This is a genomic window from Chlorogloeopsis sp. ULAP01, from assembly GCF_030381805.1.
Taxonomy (GTDB): domain Bacteria; phylum Cyanobacteriota; class Cyanobacteriia; order Cyanobacteriales; family Nostocaceae; genus Chlorogloeopsis.
The window spans coordinates 158,785-175,993 of sequence record NZ_JAUDRH010000015.1 but is presented as its reverse complement, the minus strand read 5'-3'; the positions used below and the strand labels follow the sequence as shown (position 1 = coordinate 175,993).

Annotated in this window: 13 protein-coding genes; 7 read left to right on the top strand and 6 right to left on the bottom strand. The window is 40.2% G+C overall.

Going from position 1 to position 17,209, the window contains the following annotated elements:
* Positions 1-120 precede the first annotated feature (120 nt).
* Complete coding sequence (locus tag QUB80_RS26670) at positions 121-498, top strand: Mo-dependent nitrogenase C-terminal domain-containing protein (protein WP_289792501.1); 378 nt, start codon at positions 121-123, stop codon at positions 496-498.
* Between the two features lie 138 nt (positions 499-636).
* Here QUB80_RS26670 and QUB80_RS26665 read toward each other — a convergent pair whose 3' ends face one another.
* A complete protein-coding gene (locus tag QUB80_RS26665) occupies positions 637-2,484 on the bottom strand; it encodes a caspase family protein (RefSeq protein WP_289792500.1) in 1,848 nt (615 codons plus the stop codon).
* A 276-nt stretch (positions 2,485-2,760) separates the two neighbouring features.
* Here QUB80_RS26665 and QUB80_RS26660 point away from each other — a divergent pair, with 276 nt between their 5' ends.
* From QUB80_RS26660 to QUB80_RS26650, 3 genes are all read left to right on the top strand, one after another.
* Positions 2,761-3,201: a hypothetical protein gene (locus QUB80_RS26660; protein WP_289792499.1), complete on the top strand. Its 441-nt coding sequence runs from the start codon at positions 2,761-2,763 to the stop codon at positions 3,199-3,201.
* 84 nt (positions 3,202-3,285) lie between these two features.
* Entirely contained in the window at positions 3,286-3,465 is a 180-nt protein-coding gene (rpmF, locus tag QUB80_RS26655) for a 50S ribosomal protein L32 (RefSeq protein WP_289792498.1), read from the top strand.
* Between the two features lie 138 nt (positions 3,466-3,603).
* Positions 3,604-4,200, top strand: a complete 597-nt coding sequence (locus QUB80_RS26650; RefSeq protein ID WP_289792497.1) for a sulfite oxidase-like oxidoreductase — start codon at positions 3,604-3,606, stop codon at positions 4,198-4,200.
* A 145-nt stretch (positions 4,201-4,345) separates the two neighbouring features.
* Here the strand turns inward: QUB80_RS26650 and QUB80_RS26645 are convergent, their stop codons facing one another.
* The 5 genes from QUB80_RS26645 to QUB80_RS26625 all read right to left on the bottom strand — a co-directional run bounded on the left by QUB80_RS26645 (position 4,346) and on the right by QUB80_RS26625 (position 12,334).
* Positions 4,346-4,480 (bottom strand): hypothetical protein, encoded by a 135-nt coding sequence (locus tag QUB80_RS26645; RefSeq protein WP_289792496.1) that lies wholly within the window; start codon positions 4,478-4,480, stop codon positions 4,346-4,348.
* Positions 4,481-4,527: 47 nt separating this feature from the next.
* A complete protein-coding gene (locus QUB80_RS26640; RefSeq protein ID WP_289792495.1) occupies positions 4,528-8,124 on the bottom strand; it encodes a GAF domain-containing sensor histidine kinase in 3,597 nt (1,198 codons plus the stop codon).
* A 423-nt stretch (positions 8,125-8,547) separates the two neighbouring features.
* A complete protein-coding gene (locus QUB80_RS26635) occupies positions 8,548-8,976 on the bottom strand; it encodes an FKBP-type peptidyl-prolyl cis-trans isomerase (protein WP_289792494.1) in 429 nt (142 codons plus the stop codon).
* A 701-nt stretch (positions 8,977-9,677) separates the two neighbouring features.
* A complete protein-coding gene (locus QUB80_RS26630) occupies positions 9,678-11,405 on the bottom strand; it encodes an NAD(P)H-hydrate dehydratase (protein WP_289792493.1) in 1,728 nt (575 codons plus the stop codon).
* Positions 11,406-11,482: 77 nt separating this feature from the next.
* Positions 11,483-12,334, bottom strand: a complete 852-nt coding sequence (locus QUB80_RS26625; protein WP_289792492.1) for an SPOR domain-containing protein — start codon at positions 12,332-12,334, stop codon at positions 11,483-11,485.
* A gap of 229 nt (positions 12,335-12,563) precedes the next feature.
* Between QUB80_RS26625 and mnmA the strand changes: the two genes are divergently transcribed.
* The 3 genes from mnmA to QUB80_RS26610 all read left to right on the top strand — a co-directional run bounded on the left by mnmA (position 12,564) and on the right by QUB80_RS26610 (position 16,963).
* Positions 12,564-13,625, top strand: coding sequence for a tRNA 2-thiouridine(34) synthase MnmA (gene mnmA, locus QUB80_RS26620; RefSeq protein ID WP_289792491.1), 1,062 nt, complete (start codon positions 12,564-12,566; stop codon positions 13,623-13,625).
* Positions 13,626-14,245: 620 nt separating this feature from the next.
* The gene (locus tag QUB80_RS26615) at positions 14,246-15,424 is read left to right on the top strand and encodes a DUF7453 family protein (protein WP_289792490.1); all 1,179 of its coding nucleotides are present in this window, start codon (positions 14,246-14,248) and stop codon (positions 15,422-15,424) included.
* 159 nt (positions 15,425-15,583) lie between these two features.
* Entirely contained in the window at positions 15,584-16,963 is a 1,380-nt protein-coding gene (locus QUB80_RS26610) for a DUF7453 family protein (RefSeq protein ID WP_289792489.1), read from the top strand.
* Positions 16,964-17,209: the final 246 nt, after the last annotated feature.

Below are 17,209 nucleotides of genomic sequence, written 5' to 3'. Positions count from 1 at the left end.
GGCTACCGAAACATTAGATCTAAGCTTTGTCTAAACCACATTCTTCCGGGAAATGCGATTTTTACCTTGTATATCTTCAGCGAAGTGGTGAAGACCCTCACGAAAAAAGAGGAGTAAAACATGAAGGTATTCGATAATACCACAAAAAAGATTTTTTTGGCTAGCTGGGTATCGTTAAATTCAACCGAAGCTACAAACGCTAACGTTATTCAGCTAGGCTCTACAGCCCCCAAGCATTACTTTCCTATTCTCCAACCATTACGTCATTGGTTAGACAGCCTACAAGTTCGCGATCGCCAATTCGCTCATCGTTTATGTACACTCATTCCTGCCCAATGTCCCTTTGAGCGTGATGTCAAGTTATTTGGTAGAACCTTTTTTCACATTCCACCGATGTGCAAACTCAACCCTTTATACGAACAATTGGTTGGCTTGCGTTTCCGAGCGCTATGCTATTTAGCCGATGAATGCGGCGAGGACGTATCACAGTACTGTTAAAGACTAGGAATTGTTAGTAGTTAGTAAGGGCGGGTTTTGTTTATTTATCTTTCGGTTAAAAACGAGAATTTGTATTCTAAACCCGCCCGTACACTAGTTAGTGATTAGTAGATAGTAGTTAGTGGTTAACCGCTAACTCTATTGCTGTTGCCACTTTTGCAGTGCTTGTTGAGCCTTTTTGTAAGCAGATGACTCTTGTGGAACTAAAAGAACGGTTGCAATTGCTGCTTGGAATTGTCTTTGCGAAGCTCGTTTTATAGCTATATCTAAGATTTTTTCACTCCATTGGTTGATCGACTTTTGAGCTTGCTCGAAACCAGGTTCACCTGGTGCTACTTTTTTGGCTACTTCAATAGCACGATTATAAGTAGATGCCTGTCCAGGCATAATTAAGGCATTAGCAGCATCTAAAAGAGTTTTATTACTCATATATTGCTTTGCCTCAATTCGCCATAGGCTAATAGATGCTTGTGCTTGTGGGTAAATAGATTCATCTTTGCCAACCAATTGAGCTGCGGCTATAGCTTTGGCGTACTGTCTTCGCTGTGCGCGACTTTCGGCTAAATCTAAGATCATCCTGCTCCAAATTTGGATATTATCTTGAGCTTGTTGATAAAGTGGTTGATCAGGCTGAATTTTTCGCGCTTTGGCGATCGCTAAACTGAGATCGCTAGCTTGATTTGGACGAAGAGACATTTTTGCCAATTCCAACCTTGCCTTGTTATGCTTAATGGCTTGGGAATTAGCACTGATTGACGATGGTAACTGGCTTTTTGGTGCAGGTGCTAAAGTTACAGGAGAAGTCTTAATAAAATTGGTATCGTAAGACGTATCAGGTGATATTGGCAAAATCTCCGTTTCAGTATCATCATTAACTGCTTTAGTTGATGCTGAAAGCATTTCCACCACTTTCAAACCTCCTTGGTTGCGTAGATAAACTACTGTAACTAAGCCCAACGTGAGCATTGTACCTGCACTCCATAAAAGTAGTGGATTCGACAACCAAGTGTTTCCTGCCCTTTTACTTTTCTTAATCTTAGTTGAGGACAAAGAAGATTTAAGAGAGTGGGAAGATATGGGAACAGTTTGTTTGTTTCCATATTGATGCATGTTTGTGTCAGTATCAGGATTTGTGGTTGACTGCCACGCAGAATAATTTATTTGAGGATTAGGGTGGAGCGAAGGAGCAGGAAGTGCAGCAGCTAAGATTTCTCTAGAACCAATCATTGGTGATTCTTCCCTATCTTCATCCACTTCTGAGGTTGGCAAAATATCTTGCTCCCTCGAAGGGATAACAGTAACGGGATTTTGTGTCGGACGCCAGTAGTGTTGACATAGCTCTGGTGTGCGCAGACTAAGATATCTTTCTAAGCCCTCCAAGGTGTTGCCATGATGAGAACGCAAAGCCTCTAATAGTGCTGCTGTAAAGAATCCGTGACCTAATTCGCTACTTTCGTGGGAGAATTGCTCCGGTTGGCAAGAAAGAATTGTGGGAATTTCTAGTTCTTGAGCCAGTTCAATAATTTCTTGTCCTACAAGATCATTCCCTTTATTTGCAAAAGCACGGTTAATATCAAACATCAGCACTATGTCTAGTTCCGCAACTAGCAAGCTTTGCATAATTGCTCTGACTTCGATGCCTGTTTCTTCTATCTGTTCGGGGTTTGCTTCTGCTGGCATCAAATAATCTTGTCCATTGTGGTTAACACCGTAACCACTAAAGAAGAACCATACTTTGTCTTGCGGTTGCCAACATGCTGCTGCTAAATCCTCCAGCAAAAGCAGAATATTCTCCTTTGTAGGATAGGTAGATCTATCACCTAAAGGTGGTGAAGTATCTGTCATCAACAGACACTGTTGTTGCAAAAACCCTGCTTCTACTATTAAAAAATCCTTTAAGGCCTCGGCATCAGCTTGCGCACACCCTAAAGGTTGAAAGAACTGATATTGATTTATGCCAATGGCGATCGCCCAATTATTTGCCATCGCGCTCTCTGCCGGTTATTTTTTACTTACTTGAAATCGCGGTTGGCTTTGCTGAAAAACAAAGCTAACCTAGTGTTTTATAACTAATACGAACATCATCTCATCAACAGATGAGATGTTATTTTTATTACTTGTTTATCCGGGAAATTGCCAATATCGAATTCCACTTGATTATTCATATCCAGGAGTATATAGGTTATGAGGAGTTGCAGTCATCAATCATTAAGCAGATCTTCTTCAGCAAAGCAAAATCCTCTTGAGAGGTTCATTCAACTTATGCCATTAATTGCAAAGAAAATCCGGATCTCTCATGCATTAGTTTTGCTGAGTCTTGCAGCTCCTATATGGCTGTTAACAGAAGCGATCGCCCCGAAGATTGTGCAAGCTTACACCACCAGAGTTGACTTAGCTATTGACCGCTTGCCAGAGGAGAACTACGAAACCCTGTTACGAAGGGCAGAAAATGCTGCCAGAGCCGCTGCTCAACGCAGTTTTGACCAAGATATATTAGTATCAGATGTATCTATATTTGTTTCCGTACAAAATCAAGGAGCGATCGCACCAGTTTTAGAATTAGCAGTCAGTCGTCAACAATGGCGAACTCGCCCCGATCCGCAACGCTGGGCAAGATATTTCAAAACAGCGCGATCGCTATTATTCATGAAAGACAATCTTCCTCCCAATGTAGCTCCAGCCTCCGCTCCCCAAGCCAAATAACCAATCCTAACTCTTCCACCTCTACCGCAGAGGCATTAATGAATTAGAATAATAAGGTTGTCAAAAATTGCGTTATCCGCTACCATGGCTGTTCCAAAGAAGAAAACATCAAAGTCCAAACGCGATCAGCGTCGAGCTACTTGGAGGCGCAAAGCAGCCCTTGAAGCTCAAAAAGCTCTTTCTCTCGGTAAGTCGATTTTAACTGGACGTTCTACATTTGTGTATCCATCAGCAGAGGAAGAAGAGGAAGAAGAGGAATCGTAAAACTGCTAATTTTTAACTGCTAATAGCTAATTGTTTCCTTACCATTAGCTGTTAGCGATTAGCTCTTACCTATTGGCGATAAAAAGTAATCATATAAAAACTAAAGTGTCTTCTTAAGAGCACTTATTTTTCGTAACTATGTTAGGGAAACACTTTCAAAAACCGACTCAGGAAGAAGGCGAACGCGTTCCACCAGGACAATATTTGACTAAGGGCTTCCCTGTATTAACTTATGGTGCCACTCCTCAAGTCAGTACAGATAATTGGGAGTTTCGAGTTTGGGGTTTGGCAAAAGCCAAGACATTTACTTGGCAAGACTTTATGGCACTACCCCAACATGAATTTACTGCTGACTTCCATTGCGTAACTCGCTGGTCTAAGCTGGATGTGAAATGGACTGGCATTAAAGTCACACACTTGATGGAATTAATTGAAGTTGATCCGAAAGCCGCCCATGTCATGGAACATTGCTATGGCGGCTATACTACCAATATTTCCATGCTAGACTTTTTGCGGGAAGAAAACTTCTTTGCTTTTAAATTGTTTGGTGAACCATTACCTGCCGAACATGGCGGGCCGTTGCGGTTAGTTGTTCCCCACCTGTATGCTTGGAAAAGCGCCAAGTGGCTCAACGGCTTAGAGTTTCTCGAAAGTGAAGAATTTGGTTTTTGGGAACGCAATGGCTATCACCAACGAGGCGAACCTTGGGCAGAAGAACGCTATAGCAATTTTTAAAATAGCTAATGGCTAATAGCTACTAGCATACTAAGAGGTCATTTATATCATTGTATAAAGTAGTGGACTGACACAGCTAAATTGGTGCATCAGAAAAATATTGTGGGATGGGCTTCTAGCCCGCACCACAAAACAATTTATTCCATCATTTTAGTCCGGTAACGCCATTAGGGTGGGTTAGCGATCGCATAATCCACCTTGCTTCGATTGTTGATGGTGCGTTACGGACTATCGTCAAGCACGCAACGGCTGTTTTGCGCTCAGAAAATCTACACCGCAAACTGCCTCCTCTACAAATTGGAGATTTTTTTAATTGGAAGTCGCTAACTACATGAGCGCACAAACAGATTGCACAATGGGAATTTCAATCCAAAATTCACAACCCCTGCCAGGTTCAGACAAACACTTAATTTGACCGCCGTGTTTATCTACGATAATTTGGTAGCTAATTGATAGTCCCAAACCAGTGCCTTTACCGGGTTCTTTGGTTGTGAAGAAGGGATCAAAAATGCGCGTTCGCACTTGCTCGATAATACCCGGGCCATTGTCTTGAATGCAAATCAGAATAGAATTATCTGATGTGAGTTGTGTGCGAATCTGAATTTGCGGATTGTTGATGTTGGAGTCTTCTAAAGCATCAATGGCATTACCAAGAATATTCATAAATACCTGATTGAGCCGGGCTGGAAAACATTCTACTAAAGGTAACTCACCATATTCCTTAACAATTTCAATACCAGAAGCATCTACATGATTTTTCAAGCGATGTTGCAAAATCAACAAGGTACTGTCAATGCCTTCATGGATGTCAACTGGCTTCATCTCCGCATGATCGAGGCGCGAGAAAGTGCGTAAAGACATTACTAATTCAGAGATGCGCTCTGCACCTAACATCACTGACTTGAGAATTGTTGGCAAGTCTTCAGCAATGTAGTCTATTTCCATTTTTGCTGCTTGCTCTTGAATTTCTGGTGTGGGATGGGGATAATTTTGCTGGTAGAGATGTAGCATTTTCAGCAAATTCTCTGTGTATTCAGCGACGTAGCTAATGTTACCAAAGATAAAATTAACAGGATTGTTAATTTCATGAGCGATCCCAGCTACTAACTGCCCCAAACCAGCCATTTTTTCACTTTGAATCAACTGTGCTTGAGTCTGCTGTAACTCTTGGAGAGTGTGGGCAAGTTCTTCTTTTTGGTGCTGAGTTTGTTTTAATAGTTCGGCTTGCTGAAGCCCTACTCCTAATTGATTGGCTATGTGTATCAACAAATCTACTTCTTCTTTTTGCCAATCACGGGAACCAATATTTTGGTAGGCTGCTAGCAATCCCCACAACTTCTCTCCTAGAAAAATTGGCACGATCATATATGCTTTGGCTTGTATTTGCTCAATTACAGCCAGGTGAGAACTCGAATTATTTTGACTGTGAATATCGTTAACTACAAGGATATTACCTTGAGCGTAGCGTCCACCTTGGTATTGTTGTAAGTAATCACCAGCAACTACAGGCATCATTTCCTTAACTGGTTTCCAACCCTCAGCTACAGACTCAGCTACAAATTCTCCACTCCAATCAGCCCAGAATCGATAAATTGCGACTCGATCAACTTCTAGTAGCTGCCGTACTTCTTGAGTAGTAGTAGCAAAAATAGTATCTAGATCAAGAGATTGACGAATTTTTTCTACTGTAACGGCTAAAGCTTTTTCGCGTTCGGCAGCTTGTGCCAACTTTTGGGCTTGCTTTTGCACTTGTTTCCAAGCTTCGGCTTGCTGTAATGCCACTCCCAGTTGTATGCCTACTTGTGCCAGCAAGTTGATTTCTTCATCTTGCCAGTAACGGGGTTGAGAGTTTTGATAAGCTACTAGCAATCCCCAAAGTTTCTCTCCTTGGGAAATCGGTACAAAAACTTCATTGCGCGGGTACTTGCCTGCTTGGGCAGATTGTGAAAACAGACGTTCATGCACAGGTTGTGGCTTGGTTATAGGTTGCCAACCATCAACAATAGAATCAGCCACAAATTCTCCACTCCAATCAGGATAGAAGCGATAAATTGCTACCCGTTCTACTTCTAATAGCTGCCGCACTTCTTGAGTAGTGGTTTTAAATATGGTATCTATATCCAATGTTTGACGGATTTTCTCAACCGTTGTCGCCAATGCTCTTTGACGTTCATCGGCTTTTATTAGCTCTGCTGCTTGCGTTTGCATTTGCTGCATGAACTCAGCATGCTGTAAAGCCACACCTAATTGGGTACTGATTTGGGTAAGTAAATATACTTCGTCTTCTTGCCATTTTCGTGGTTTTGAGTTTTGGTAGACTGCAAGCAAGCCCCACAGTTTTTGATGGTGATAAATGGCGACGATCGCATAAGCTCTTGCTTGATAAGTTTCTAAGACTTGAAGGTAACAGTGGTTAAAGCTAGCGTTGTAGATATCATCACAAGTGCGGTAAAGCTCACCTCTGGCGAAACGTCCCCCTTGTGTATCTTGCAAGTAAGTATCTACTACTGGAGGATCAGCTAAATCTTTGGCGCTACATTCGCTAATGTTTCTGCGTATTTCGGGTTGTTGTAACTGCGCTTGTATCAACGAAATCCAACCTTCAGCCGCCGATTCAAATACAAATTCACCGCTCCAATCTGGATTGAAGCGATAAATACCAACGCGATCGGCATTTAGTAGTTGCCTAAGCTCTTGGGTAGTGGTACGAAAAATGGTTTCTAAATCAAGAGACTGACGAATTTTCTCAATGGTTATGGCTGCTGTTCTTTGCCATTCTGCTGTTCTTTCTCGTGCTGCAACTTGTGCCAACTGAGCAGATTGTGCTTTTACTTGTTCTATGTAATCTGCTTGTTGTAGAGCAACTTCCAAATACTCAGCAATTTGTTGGACAAATTCAATTTCTGATGTTTCCCATAAACGGGAATTACTACATTGATGAATACACAATAAGCCCCATATTTCTTTACCTTTGATTAAAGAGGCAACTATATATCCCCGAACTTGAAATTTTTCTAGAATTTGAATATCGCCATCACTAGAATTAGCTTGATAAATATCAGTATTTATCCTCAGCCAACTTTGCTGACACAAGTCTTTAAAATCTACACTTAAACCGTGATGGTGTAGTTCTTTAGTAATTATCGAATTCCATATAGCTTTCCTATCTTCATAGATAAATTGTCCTTCTCCATGCAGTTGTGAGTTAAATCGAAACACTACTACTCGATCTGCACTTAGGAGCTGACGGACTTCAGTGACTGTAGTTTTGAAGATACTATCTAAATCTAAAGATTCTCTCATCCGAGAAATGAGCCGATTTAAAGCTTTTTGCAGTTCTGCTTGATATCTAGCTTGGTTTAGTAATTCGATATGTTGCAGAGCTACTCCCAAATGTTCGGCAATTTGAATGACAAACTCTATTTCAGTATTCTGCCAAGTACGAGGGCTACTACATTGATGAATACATAACAATCCCCAAAGTTGTTCTCCTTTGAGTAAAGGCACAACTATATTGGCACGGACTTGAAATCTTTGTAAAAGTTGAATGTAACATTCACTAAAATTCTGTTGCTCAATATCAGAAATAGCATTAACACGTCCTTGCTGATAGAGTTCGGCAAATTGGACACTGAAGCAATGATCGTGAACTCGTTCAGTAATCACAGAATTCCATTGTGGCGCTACATCTTCAAAGATAAATTCTCCTGCCAATTCCTGATTCGAGAAAAAACGAAATACTACAACGCGATCGGCATTGAGTAACTGACGAATTTCGATGACACTAGTTTTGAAAATATTTTCTATATCTAGAGATTCACGAATATGGGCAATGACTCTAGCTAAGGCTTTTTGTTGCTCTGCTTGATATTCTATATGATTTGAGTTTGATTGTACTGGTTTTATAGTTAATGTATCTTCCATTGCAGCTGAGAATTTTAATAAATACTTCCTGTATGTAATAGTTCCCAGAAACTTAAACTCATTAACAGTGATTCACGGAAAATAGAACTAAATAATTTATTGAAGTATATATTTATTAAGTTTCAAAAAATATTTTTTCTAATTCACTGACTGACTTACTATTTTTTATCGGCGTAAATTAAAATTATATTATTTACTAATGTCAAATTTAATCTAGTTATTTTTAAATAATATTAAAATATTATTAAAGTTAGTATCAAGCAATAAATACAAGTAAGTAAACATCTCAAACAAACTAACATTTCCCAATAACGATAACATCAGTAACCATAAAATAAGAGTGCGTTGCTGTTACTTAACGCACCCTTATCTGTGCTACTATCTATTTGTCAGTTCGTAAGCTGAAGAAAAATGCGATCGCACTTAGTTAATCTCAACTAGCTGGATATCAAAAATCAGTTCTTGTCCTGCTAGGGGATGATTGGCATCTAGAGTGACTTCAGCTTCTGATACATTAGTAACAACGACTGGAATTGCTTGACCACTACTTTGAGAAATTTGCAACAGTTGTCCAACTTCAAGGGCTACATCTGTTGGTATGCGTTGCCGCTCTACTATCATCACTAATTCTGGACGATAAGGGCCATATGCTTGTTCAGCAGAAATGTTTGTAGTTTTGGATTCTCCTGGACTCATGCCAACCACAGCTTCTTCAAAGCCGGGAATAACTATTCCTTCACCAATGGAGAATTGTAAAGGATCTCGACCACTAGAAGAATCAAATACAGTACCATCATCTAATTTGCCCGTATAGTGAACTTTCACAGTATCACCAGTTTTAGCTTGTATCATTTTTATCTCCTTTCTTTTTATAGGGTGGAGCTACTTAGCATTCATCTTTTGGAATAACCTGCTCTACCTTCTTTTTATGGTTGAGCAACCAATCATAAATTTCTGCAATCTGAAATCAATTACTACTTTGTCCTACTCAATTGTAGAGATACTTCTCCATTTCTTCAGGAGATCAGCCCGTAAGCTGAAATGCTTCATTGCTTGAAATTGATTCATCTTTGGGATTACACGCTTACCTACTGTGGCTTAAGCAAGAAAAATTATTTGACAAAGCTTTGAACGTGTTTGGTAAATCATTGGTTTTTAACTTTTGATTCCTTTGTCCTCTCTAGTTTAAGCAGCGATAAATCCAGGTTCACCTATATTAGTCTAGCTAAGGGTTAAAAAACAGATATAACTCCTCATTTAATCTTTGCCCACTACACTTTTCCACCGTAGTACTGCTACGAACAAAGTCATCCTTATTTTGTTATTTATTAATATTTCTATTTTAGTAATTTGAGCCAAAATCCCCTCTTTCTTTCCTCAAATATAAATACTCACGTTGAGGAAAGATTAACTTGGAAGTGGGTAGGTTTTTGCCCACTGATAAAATCCCATGTTTACTTTAAAAGACAGAGCAAACAAAGATTTTGGCGATTTAGGTGCTAACAGACGCTCAAGTACACATACCATTATATAAATAGCGATCGCTAATATCCTCACTCACCTGGCTTTGATGTATTACTTATCACCTTTATCAAATACTCTGTAAGTGTAAATGCATCTACTCCTAACTCTGTCCGTTCTTGGGCTGCTAAAATTCCCGCTTGGGCGTGCCACCAAGCAGCAGTTGCTACCATTTTTTCGATAGGTAATTGGCGCGTTACTGCTTGGGCGATTAGTCCACCCATTAATCCAGTTAAAACATCACCACTACCACCCCGTGCTAGGGCTGGTGTACTTTCGGGATTAATCCAAACTGTACCCTGGGGATCAGCAATGGTAGTTCTTGCTCCTTTCAATAGCACTACTGCCCCACTTTCCTTGGCTGCTGCCCTTACAGCTTTGATTCTGTCTTGCTTGGCATCTGGTAATGCGGGAAATAAACGTTTGAATTCACCTGTATGAGGTGTTAATACTGTCAGTGAGTGTCGTTTTGCCAACATCTGATTAGTCCCCATTGCCGCTAGAATATTCAAACCATCGGCATCGAGAACTAGAGGATTTGCACTTTCTAGGACTTGTTGCATAATGGGGATGGCATCTTTGGTTAAACCAGGGCCACAAGCGATCGCACTAAAAGAATTTAAGTCAGTGTTTTCTGGTAATTGCAGTTTAGCAATCGCGCCTGTTTCGGTTTCTGGACAGCCGACAATTAAAGCTTCTGGTAAATGACTTACCATGATAGATTTTATAGATTCTGGCACGGCAATTGACACCATTCCGACTCCACTTGCCCTTGCTCCTAATCCTGTTAAAATTGCTCCCCCAGAATAGCGACGCGAACCACAAATGAGTAATAAATGTCCTTCTTTATACTTATGGGTGACAGCAGGGCGGGGTATTGGCAAAGTGGAAAATAAAGTTTCTTTGGTGATACGTTTGACTTGAGGGTTCCCTAGAACCGCTTCCACATCCGCCCAGGGAATATCAAAATCGATTAACTCGGTTTTGCCAACATATTCTAAGGCTTGATCTTGCAATAAGCCTTGCTTCCACAAACCGAGACAAAATGTGCGGCTTGCACGGATGGCAGTTCCCAATACTTCACCAGTATCTGTATGCAAACCCGAAGGCACATCAATACTAACAATTGGTGCAGATTTGTCATTTAACTGATTGATGGCACTGGCGACAGGATCTTTTAGTTCTCTTTCTAACCCAAATCCAAATAAGCCATCAACTAATAAATCGCAATCTATTAGATCCTCTATTGATTGATAACACGGAATACCCAAGCTTTGAGCATACTGTAAGTGTTGTGAAGTGAGTTCCTTAAGCTTAGGAAATGGGCAATAAATGCAAACTTCAAGCCCTTGAAAGTGCAATTCACGAGCAACTACTAAAGCATCTCCCCCATTATGACCGGGGCCGACGAGAATTCCAACTTTATTCAGACGCGGAAATGAAGAGGACGCGGTGACACGGTAACGCGGTGAGTCCAGCACTGCGGGAGGGTATCCCTCCGCAGGTGACTGGCGTAGACGCCCGGAGGGCGGCTTCTCGTAGAGTACCCGTAAGGGTGACGCGGGAAATTTTTCTCTCTCCTCATCTTCTAAGATTGTGTCTTCTGAAAGATAAAGTGTTTGAATGCGACGGGCAATCAATCCTGCCACCTTTTCCATCAAAGCCGCTACAGGCATTCCTGCTGCAAAGATACGCGCTTCAATGTCACGCATCTGTTCTGCTGTGACTGCAATTTGCGAAATTTGTTCTTGCCTGTTCATCAATCAGTTTTGGATTTGGGAACTTAAATTTTAGATTAATCCAAAATCCCAAAACCCAAAGCTAAAATTTCAATTTTCTACCTTCCGTAGTAAACTCTAGCATTACTAAATCCTAAACTTTGCAGATAGCGACTCCATTGTTCTGCTAGTGTTCTATTGCTAAAAGGACCAACTGCTACGTGCGAACCACGTGGTTGGTTTCTAGTACTAACTGTTGGTCTTTGTGCAATATTACTACGAATTTGATTGGCAATTGAGGGTATATCTTGCGATTTGGCAGGAATAGCTACGTAGTAATATTTGGAATTTGCTGTTTGCGAATTTTTGATATTCAGGTTGGTTGGAGTTTCCTGTTTGTTAGCAAAGCTAGCAATCCGTCCTTGATTTATACCAGAGGCTGCTAATTGCTGAATGCGCTGTTGGGCATTAGATGCCTTGCTAAATATACCTACTTGAATTACAGAACGTCCTTCAAAATTCCGCATATAAGCTGTGGGTTCAATCAAACGTATTTGTTGGAGTGTTTGGGGATTATTGCTATCAACGTAAACTAAGTAACGCTCAAAATTTTGGCTATCCTGTCTAGTTGGAGGAGAGGGCATAGTTTGGTAGTGCGGATATTCCTGACCATGTGTATATACTGGGGGAGATGGATTTTGTTGAAAAATAGAATAATTTCCATTGTTGATCTGGGGTGGTGGTAATACTTGGTTACTTTCAGGAATAAAGGGCAGGGGTGACTGTGGCGGTACTCCATCATAAACAGTTGGCTGTTGCGCCAATAATTCTCTGGTGATGGGAATTTGCGCTGCGGTGGGGATAGTATGGAATATGTTTGCTAAAAAAGATCCCAACACAGCATGGAGAATTAAAGATGGTTGGGCAAAGCGATGAAATGCTATAAGTTGAATTAGTGATACATTCCACATATTAGCAAGTAAAAGTTGATAGAAAATTTTTTACAGAAACCAACTTGTTGCCAAAATTCCCCCATGAACCTGAAGTAATTTTCGGGCTAAAGACGAAAGTCTTTTATCAGTTGGGAATTTTAATTGATGGTAATATCACGGATACTTTTATAAGTAATCAGTGAATTACCTGTCTTAGTAATTACATAGTGTTAAATTATAAACTAGTCGCCTAGCAATATTTACGGAGATGAAAAAAGTCGTTGTTGGACTTTCTGGCGGCGTTGACAGTTCCACCGCTGCCACAATTTTGCACAATCAAGGCTATGAAGTGATTGGTTTGACCCTTTGGCTGATGAAAGGCAAGGGTCAGTGTTGCTCTGAAGGTATGATTGATGCAGCTTTGATTTGTGAGCAGCTAGGCATTTCCCATCACGTTGTTGATATTCGAGAAGTCTTTCAAACAAATATTGTTGATTATCTCGTTAGCGGTTACAGTGCTGGTATTACGCCATTACCTTGCTCACAGTGCAATAAAACGGTAAAATTTGGGCCGATGTTACAATATGCCCGCGAAAATTTGGGATGCGATCGCATTGCTACCGGTCATTATGCCCGAATTCGCTATAACGAAGAAACTGGGCGTTACGAACTGCTGCGAGCGGTTGATCGCAACAAAGATCAGTCTTATTTTCTCTATGATTTATCTCAAGATTTAGTTGCTGGCTGTGTATTTCCCCTGGGTGAAATCCAAAAGAGTGAAACTCGCCGCATAGCTAGTGAATACAATCTCAAAACTGCTGACAAACCAGAAAGCCAAGATTTATGTTTAGTAGAAGCTAACGGCTCAATGCGGCAATTTTTGGATAAGTATCTGGCTCCCAAAAAGGGTGATATTGTTGACACTAATGGTAAAGTGTTAGGGCAGCATGATGGTGTCCATCATTACACTATAGGACAGCGTAAGGGTTTGGGGATTGCAGCAGCTGAACCATTGTATGTAATTGCTTTAGATGCAGTGAATAACAAGGTGATTGTGGGCGATCGCACTAAGGTAACGCAGCCAGAATGTACGGTGCATCGGGTTAATTGGGTATCTATTGCTGAACCCACAAGCCCAATTCGAGCAGAAGTACAAGTCCGCTATCGTTCTAACCCAGTACCAGTAACAGTCATTCCCTTGGGAAATGACCGCGTGCGGATTGTGTTTGATGAGCCGCAATTCAGCATTACCCCCGGACAGGCGGCGGTGTGGTATGAAGGGGAGAAAGTGTTAGGTGGCGGGATAATTGAGCAGTTTAGTAATTCTTAAATTGGCGCTTGAAGCAGTACCCCGATTTTTCTAAAAATCGGGGTACTTGTTGTGTAAATCAAAAGGGCAAAATTCAAATTTTTCTCCAACTGCACGCTTGATTTTTGAAAGTTGACAGGGTACTATATACATAATGGAATAGGTGTGCACAGATATACTCCCTCTCTCAAAAATTAAGTTGATATTTTCGGAGTTAGCAGTGCAGTAGTGGAAAAGTAATTAAGCTACTCAAAATAAAAAGCAAATATATCCAACGTCTCTGGATAATTTGTATGAGTCTTAAAATAGAGCCACAATTAAAAGCGCGATCGCACTTCCATCATCCTGTGTTCTAGAAAAAGAAGTTTCTGGTAGCCCCCGAATCTCGAAGCTTGGACAGCAGCCCCTACAACGGAGCGCCACATATTTACCATGACTGCGACTTGTAATCGCCAGTATATAAATTTTGTATTTTGTCTTTATTTCTCAAATTACAACACAGAAGCTCGAAAAGTTAATTAGATCTATCTTGACTTGTTGTTATAACCTGTAGTATAAACACGTACATTGTACATAAGTTAGTTAGAATATATACTCTTAAAAACAATAAAGTTTCTGCGAGTAATTCCTGAGCTATCATAATGAACCTGAACATCAGTGTATGTATTAAACTCTTTACTGCATCGGTATTATTGAGTCAGAGTGTAAATTTCTTACTTATAACAAAGGCAGACGCTGCTAGTTTTAAATTTACCAAGATTGCAGATAAAAATACAACTACCCTTAGCGGCATTGGTTATGTTGATAGTACCCCAAGTATAAGTGGTAGCAATGTGGCTTTCAAAGGCTACAAGTATATTAGACTAGGAAACTTTTCTGAAGTCAGGAGTGGAGTATATACCAAGGCAGGAGTTGATGGAGCCTTAATTAAAATTGCAGATACAAATACGCCTATTCCTGGTATTCCTCTTGGTAAAGGTAATTTTGTGTCTGTCAGTCAGCCAAGTATAAGTGGCAACAATGTGGTTTTCGCAGCCCAAGAAACTTATACTCATCATGGGATATACACAAATACAGGAATTGGTGGAGCTTTAATCGAGATTGCAGATGCAAAAACACCTGGTCTTTTTGGTAATAGTAGTTTTAATTACTTACGGGATCCAAGTATAGATGGTCGCAATGTGGTTTTTTCGACTTATAGCACTGGTAAAAGAGGTGTATACACAAATACAGGATTTGATGGTGCCTTAGTCAAAATTGCAGATACAAACACACCTATTCCTGATAGTGCTGGCAATTTTAGTTACTTTTCTTCTCCAACCATAAGTGGTAACAATGTTGCTTTTTACGGTGAGGGTTCTAATACAAGAGGAGTATATGCAAATATCGGTGTTGGTGGAGCCTTAGTTAAAATTGCAGATACAAACACGCCTATTCCTGGTGGCGTTGGTAATTTCGTGTCTGTTTTAGAGCCTAGTATAAGTGGTAATAATGTGGCTTTTTGGAGCGTGAATTATAGGTACCCTGATGAAGATAAATATGGTATTTACTTTTATGCTGATGGCTTTATTAGTAAAGTAGTTGATACTGAAGACACGCTAGTTGCAAATAAAACCCTAGCAAGATTGTTTTTTGGCAGTCATGGACTCGATGGTGAATCGTTGGCATTTTCTGCACATTTTACTGATGGTTCATGGGGAGTTTTTCGGGCAGATAGGATTTATGAGCCTGTACCAGAACCTTTAACCTTGGGAGGAACAGCAGTGGCTGGTGTTGTCGCTTTCTGGTTGAAGAAGAAAAAGAAGAAAGTTGCTGTGTAGAAATATATATCAGTAATAGTCAAAAGATGCGATCGCACTTTTTTGATTGCAATACACAATATGCTTCATCTGGAGACTTTTAGTTATCTTTGTAAATTAGTTACATTTACTACTTTATAGAATTAAAGATTTTCTGTAATCAATACTTGAACTATCACTATGAACTTGAAAATTGGTGTATCTATTAAACTCTTGACTGCATCGATAGTATTGAGTCAAAGTATAAATTTATTGTCTATACAAAAGGTAAATGCTGCTGATTTTAAATTTACTAAGATTGCAGATAAAAACACACCTATTCCTGGTGGTATTGGTAATTTTCAATCATTTGGCAGCCCCAGTTTAAGCGGTCATAATATTGCTTTTCAAGGTTATAATTTTGATAATTATGACAGGATTAAAAACCAAGGCATATACATTAGTACTGGATTAAGTGGAGGCTTAACCAAGATTGCAGATAAAGACACACTTATTCCCGGTGGCATTGGTAATTTTAGAACATTTGGTAGCCAAAGTATAAGTGGTAATAATATAGTCTTTGAAGGCTACGGTTATTACCATTATGGTAATGTTGATCAACAAGGCATATACGTTACTACACCTATAAACAGTGCTTTGACAAACTTTGTAGATAAAAATACACTTATTCCCGATTTCACTAGTAAAAAATACGTTAGAAACCCAAGTATAAGCGGTAGCAATATTGCTTTTACGATTGGTGAAGCTGACGAAACTGGCTACGCTGAAAAACGAGGCATCTATGCTAACACAGGTGAAAATGGAGCCTTAATCAAGATTGCAGGTACAAACACACCTATTCCTGATAGTATTAGTAATTTTGATCTCGTGGATTCCGCAAGTATAAGTGGTAGCAATATAGCTTTTTGGGGCGGTGCCTTAAGCTCTGACATTGTTGATCATCAAGGCATCTATGCTAGTACAGGTGAAAATAGAGCCTTAATCAAGATTGCAGATACAAATACACCTATTCCTGGTAGTGTTGGTAACTTTACATATGTGGAAAGTCCACGTATTAGTGGCCGCAATATAGTTTTTTCGGGAGTTAGTGACGCCGATCAACAAGGCATCTATGCTAACATGGGTGAAAATGGAGCTTTACTCAAGATTGCAGATACAAACACACCTATTCCTGATAGTAACAGTAATTTTCATTACTTTGAAGGAATCAGTATAAGTGGCAGTAATATTGCTTTTGCAGGTATCCTTGAGGACAATTATTATGAAGCTTATCGCGAAATGGGTGTATATTTGTATGCTGATGGTGTTCTTAGTAAAGTAATTAGCAGTACTGATACACTCATTCCAGGTAAAACCATACGTAACATATATATGAGCAATCAGGGACTTGATGGTGAGTCGCTGGCGTTTTTGGCAGCCTTCAACGATAATTCAATCGCTATTTTTCGGGCAGATAGGATTTATGAGCCTGTACCAGAACCTTTAACCTTGGGAGGAACAGCAGTAGCTGGTTTTGTAGGCTTCTGGTTGAAGAAGAAAAAGAAGAAAGTTGTTGTGTAGAAATGCATCTCAGTGTCGCTGTAATGGTGCGATCGCATCCTGAAATCGCAACAAATCATCAGCCCTCATGAACTGCGTCTACCACGATACATGAAAATACCTCTTCACCTGTTCCCCCAACCCTGTTCCGTGTCACCCTTCGGGTACTCTAACGAGAACCCGCTTCGCGTGTACGCAGTCCCCCTACCCTGGCGGGAAGCCGTACCTACGCTCTTGCGCGTTCGCCGTCAGGCGTTGCGTTAGCTA

Bases quoted from the DNA above. Each gene is read 5' to 3' on its own strand.
- QUB80_RS26660 (WP_289792499.1), top strand. From the start codon at position 2,761: ATGCCATTAATTGCAAAGAAAATCCGGATCTCTCATGCATTAGTTTTG.
- QUB80_RS26650 (WP_289792497.1), top strand. From the start codon at position 3,604: ATGTTAGGGAAACACTTTCAAAAACCGACTCAGGAAGAAGGCGAACGC.
- QUB80_RS26615 (WP_289792490.1), top strand. From the start codon at position 14,246: ATGAACCTGAACATCAGTGTATGTATTAAACTCTTTACTGCATCGGTA.
- QUB80_RS26640 (WP_289792495.1), bottom strand. From the start codon at position 8,124: ATGGAAGATACATTAACTATAAAACCAGTACAATCAAACTCAAATCAT.
- QUB80_RS26630 (WP_289792493.1), bottom strand. From the start codon at position 11,405: ATGAACAGGCAAGAACAAATTTCGCAAATTGCAGTCACAGCAGAACAG.
- mnmA (WP_289792491.1), top strand. From the start codon at position 12,564: ATGAAAAAAGTCGTTGTTGGACTTTCTGGCGGCGTTGACAGTTCCACC.
- QUB80_RS26625 (WP_289792492.1), bottom strand. From the start codon at position 12,334: ATGTGGAATGTATCACTAATTCAACTTATAGCATTTCATCGCTTTGCC.
- QUB80_RS26610 (WP_289792489.1), top strand. From the start codon at position 15,584: ATGAACTTGAAAATTGGTGTATCTATTAAACTCTTGACTGCATCGATA.
- rpmF (WP_289792498.1), top strand. From the start codon at position 3,286: ATGGCTGTTCCAAAGAAGAAAACATCAAAGTCCAAACGCGATCAGCGT.
- QUB80_RS26670 (WP_289792501.1), top strand. From the start codon at position 121: ATGAAGGTATTCGATAATACCACAAAAAAGATTTTTTTGGCTAGCTGG.
- QUB80_RS26635 (WP_289792494.1), bottom strand. From the start codon at position 8,976: ATGATACAAGCTAAAACTGGTGATACTGTGAAAGTTCACTATACGGGC.
- QUB80_RS26665 (WP_289792500.1), bottom strand. From the start codon at position 2,484: ATGGCAAATAATTGGGCGATCGCCATTGGCATAAATCAATATCAGTTC.